Below are 3,894 nucleotides of genomic sequence, written 5' to 3' on the forward strand. Positions count from 1 at the left end.
TTACGGTCGATTTGCTGAATGATATAAATCTTAATCTTTGATTTATTTACGGCCGATTTTACGACTAAATCTTGCGTAGTTTCGATGTCGTTATCATCAACGTATTTAGTGATGAGGTCGAGGAATGGCTTACCGAATTTTTGTACTTTTCCGATTCCTACACCATTGATTTGAGCCAAATCTTGTTGAGTTGTCGGATACGTAGTGGCCATTTCTTCGAGCGAAGGGTCTTGGAATACTACATACGGTGGTACATTCTTTTCTTTAGCGATTTTCTTACGAAGTGCCTTCAATAACTCGAATAGAGCGGCATCAAATGCTCCGCCACCCGATGAATTATTGTTAGTTGAAATATCGTCGTCGTCACTGCTTTCGGTGTTTTCGTAGTTGTGGTCTTCCGAAATTGTGATTGGGTGCGAGTCCTCGATAAACTTCTTCCCTTTTTCGGTCAATTTTACTACTCCGTAGGCATTCTCAATATCTTTTTCGATAAAGCCCAGTACCATCATTTGGCGTAGAACCGAAACCCAATAATCGTTTGATGTACGTTTATTATCCGATTTTTTAGAAGCCTTTTCGGCTTTCTTACTTGGCTTCGGTGATTTGGCTGCAACTGGTTTTACTTCTTCTTCATCATCGTCATCATCCGATACTTCCAATTCTACTTCATCTTCCTCATCTTCGTCATCATCATCGTCGTCTTCATCATGAGCCACAAACATTCCTTTTCCTTTGCCATAAACTTCCAGTTTGTCGTGTTCGTGGCTACGAATGTAGGCATTTGATGTATTGGCCGTAAGGATATCAGCAATGTGCTGAATATCAAATCTTTCACCTGATTGAAGCACTGCTTTTAAACCCAAAACGGCTTCATCTTCAATCTTGATTTTTTTGGTTGGCTTGATACAGTTATCGCAGAAACCGCAGTCTTTTTCAGAATATTCACCGAAATAGCTTAATAATTGGCGGCGGCGACAAATACCTAAATTCGAGTAGGCCACCATCTCCATGAGCAATGCACGGGCATTATCTCGTTCGGTTACGGTTTTATCTTTATTGAATTTTTCGAGTTTCAGAATGTCATCGTAGGCGTAGAACATCAAACAGTTACCTTCTAAGCCGTCGCGTCCTGCACGCCCTGTTTCTTGGTAATAGCCTTCAAGCGATTTTGGTGCGTCGTAGTGAATCACAAATCTTACATCGGGTTTATCGATACCCATACCAAAGGCAATCGTAGCCACGATTACATCGCATTCTTCGTTCAAGAAAGCATCTTGATTTTTCATGCGAGTATCAGAATCTAATCCTGCATGATAAGGCAATGCTTTTATGCCATTTACTGTTAGCAAGCTGGCAATTTCCTCTACCTTTTTGCGGCTTAAACAGTAAATAATTCCTGACTTACCTTTATTGTTGGCTATATACTTAATGAGCTGTTTCTTAGAGTCAATCTTCGGTCTGATTTCATAGTAGAGATTCTTACGATTGAACGAAGATTTGAAGATATGAGACTCCTCCATGTTGAGGTTTTTCTGAATATCTTGCTGTACTTTCGGAGTTGCTGTTGCGGTAAGAGCAATAATTGGAAGTTTTGCATCAATATCATCAATAATTCCTCTGATACGGCGGTACTCTGGACGGAAATCGTGTCCCCACTCCGAAATACAGTGAGCTTCATCAACTGCAATAAATGATAATTTTGCCTTCTTTAAAAAAGTAAGGTTATCTTCTTTTGTAAGTGACTCAGGGGCAATGTAGAGTAATCGGCAATCTCCGCTCAACACATCGTTTTTCACACGAGTCATTTCTGACTTATTGAGGGTTGAGTTCAAAAACTGTGCGTTGATACCAAATGCTGTCATTTGGTCAACTTGGTTTTTCATGAGTGCAATTAGCGGTGAAATCACAATTGCTGTGCCATCTAATACCATTGCTGGTAATTGATAGCAAAGAGATTTTCCTGCCCCTGTTGGCATTATCACAAAGGTGTTATTGCCACTAACAATATTATTGATAATGGACTCTTGCTCACCTCGGAAGGCATCAAAGCCGAAGATTTCTTTGAGTTTTTCTTTTAAGGTCTGTTGTATCGCTGCGTCTACCATAAATGCAATGTTGCTGTACGGAAAATTATAATAGGTGAGTAATTACGCTAAGTTAATACTATTTTTGATTTTATATAGAATTATTTTACACGTATTGGGCGTAATTAAGTTTACTGTTTTCAACCAAATTTAATCAATTAGATTTTTCAAACAAATACCTTTTGTCTGAACTTTATTTTGTACACTGACCAAACATCAAGTACTTTTGTCGTCAAATCAAGGATTAATAAAGTGAATACGAAGTTAGAAAAAAAAATACAAAGCGTTGCTAAAAAAGTTTTGCAAGATGAAGCCGAGGCAATTCTTTCTTTGAAAAGTTATATTAACGATGACTTTGAGGCCTGTGTCGAAGCTATTCTTTATTCGAAGGGTAGATTAATTATAACTGGTATAGGAAAAAGTGCAATTATTGGACAAAAAATTGTAGCCACCATGAATTCGACGGGTACGCCTGCCATATTTATGCACGCCGCCGATGCCATTCATGGCGATTTGGGTATGATTCAAGACGACGACATCGTGCTTTGTATCTCAAAAAGTGGCGATACTCCCGAAATAAAGGTTTTAGTACCTTTACTCAAACGCTACGGCAATCAATTAATAGCAATGGTGAGCAATGTGGGCTCATATTTGGCAAAAAATGCCGATTTTGTATTGAATGCCCACGTCGAGCGGGAGGCTTGTCCGCTTAATTTGGCTCCAACTACTTCTACAACTGTTGCTTTGGCTTTGGGCGATGCACTGGCAATGTGCCTTTTGGAAGCCCGTGATTTTACGAGTAGAGATTTTGCTAAATATCACCCTGGTGGTAGTTTGGGAAAAAAACTGTATCTGAAAGTAAGAGATATTTTTCCGCACAATGCCGTGCCAAAAGTTTTGCCAAATGCTGATATTCAGACGGTTATCATTGAAATGACCTCAAAACGTCTGGGAGCAACGGCCGTTGTGGGTGATAATGATGAACTACTGGGAATCGTAACCGATGGTGATTTAAGAAGGATGTTGAATAAACAAAAGGATTTTTCAACATTACAAGCAAAAGACATCATGAATGCCACGCCAAAGGTGATTTCACCCGAAGAATATGCCGCCAGTGCGTTGGCAATTATGCAAGAAAAAAGCATTACACAGTTAGTGGTTGTAGAAGAGAAAAAACTATTGGGTTTTGTGCATTTACACGATTTGTTGAAAGAAGGGCTGGCATGATTTTTTGCATGTTGCTATTGTAAAGCATTCACATTAACTAAAATCAAAGAAAAAATGAAAACTTTAGCAGCAATAGCACAAGAGTTTAAGGTACAAGAAAGCACCGTTAGTCAACTTTTAGAAGGTTTACAAAGAAACGCCGGCCGACAAGTACAATTTAATATTGCCGAATTAGGTGGCATGGGTCAATGGCAAGCTGGAGGAATGGTGATGGTAGGCGATATGTTTAATAACGAGCTAAAAGCTAAAGTTGATAAACTTTGTAGAGTCTTAGTTGAGCTGCCAGTCGAGACTGAAAACGAAACTTTTGTGCCGATTCAGCCAGCGGTTGGTTCAAGGCGATTTGCGTCTATTAAAGGAAGCCAAAATGGCATAAGTTATGCCTATTATCAAACTGAAGATATTTTGGAAATTACTGATGAGAATGGCCTCAAAAAATACGATACGAAAGGATATTTACTCACAGGCGTGCAGCAATCGCAGAGCAATGATGCACGAAAACTTAGCTTTTCGCACGCTGGTGGGCGTGTAGAGGTTGAGGATTTGAAAGAAGTCTGATTACTCAGTAATAGCTTCGCATTAA

At 39.3% G+C, this 3,894-nt stretch carries 3 protein-coding genes; 2 read left to right on the top strand and 1 reads right to left on the bottom strand.

Annotation, left to right across the window (positions count from 1 at the left end):
- Positions 1 to 2,105 (bottom strand): RecQ family ATP-dependent DNA helicase (locus ACOVO2_RS23300; RefSeq protein ID WP_421772277.1); only part of this gene is annotated, 2,105 nt, incomplete at its 3' end.
- A 231-nt stretch (positions 2,106 to 2,336) separates the two neighbouring features.
- On the opposite strand from ACOVO2_RS23300, the gene ACOVO2_RS23305 reads away from it, so the two are divergent.
- Both ACOVO2_RS23305 and ACOVO2_RS23310 read left to right on the top strand, forming a co-directional pair.
- On the top strand, positions 2,337 to 3,311 hold the full coding sequence (locus ACOVO2_RS23305) for a KpsF/GutQ family sugar-phosphate isomerase (protein WP_421772278.1): 975 nt from the start codon (positions 2,337 to 2,339) through the stop codon (positions 3,309 to 3,311).
- 54 nt (positions 3,312 to 3,365) lie between these two features.
- Positions 3,366 to 3,869, top strand: a complete 504-nt coding sequence (locus ACOVO2_RS23310) for a hypothetical protein (protein ID WP_421772279.1) — start codon at positions 3,366 to 3,368, stop codon at positions 3,867 to 3,869.
- The last annotated feature ends 25 nt before the right edge of the window (positions 3,870 to 3,894 follow it).

Source organism: Emticicia sp. (assembly GCF_049241225.1).
Taxonomy (GTDB): domain Bacteria; phylum Bacteroidota; class Bacteroidia; order Cytophagales; family Spirosomataceae; genus Emticicia.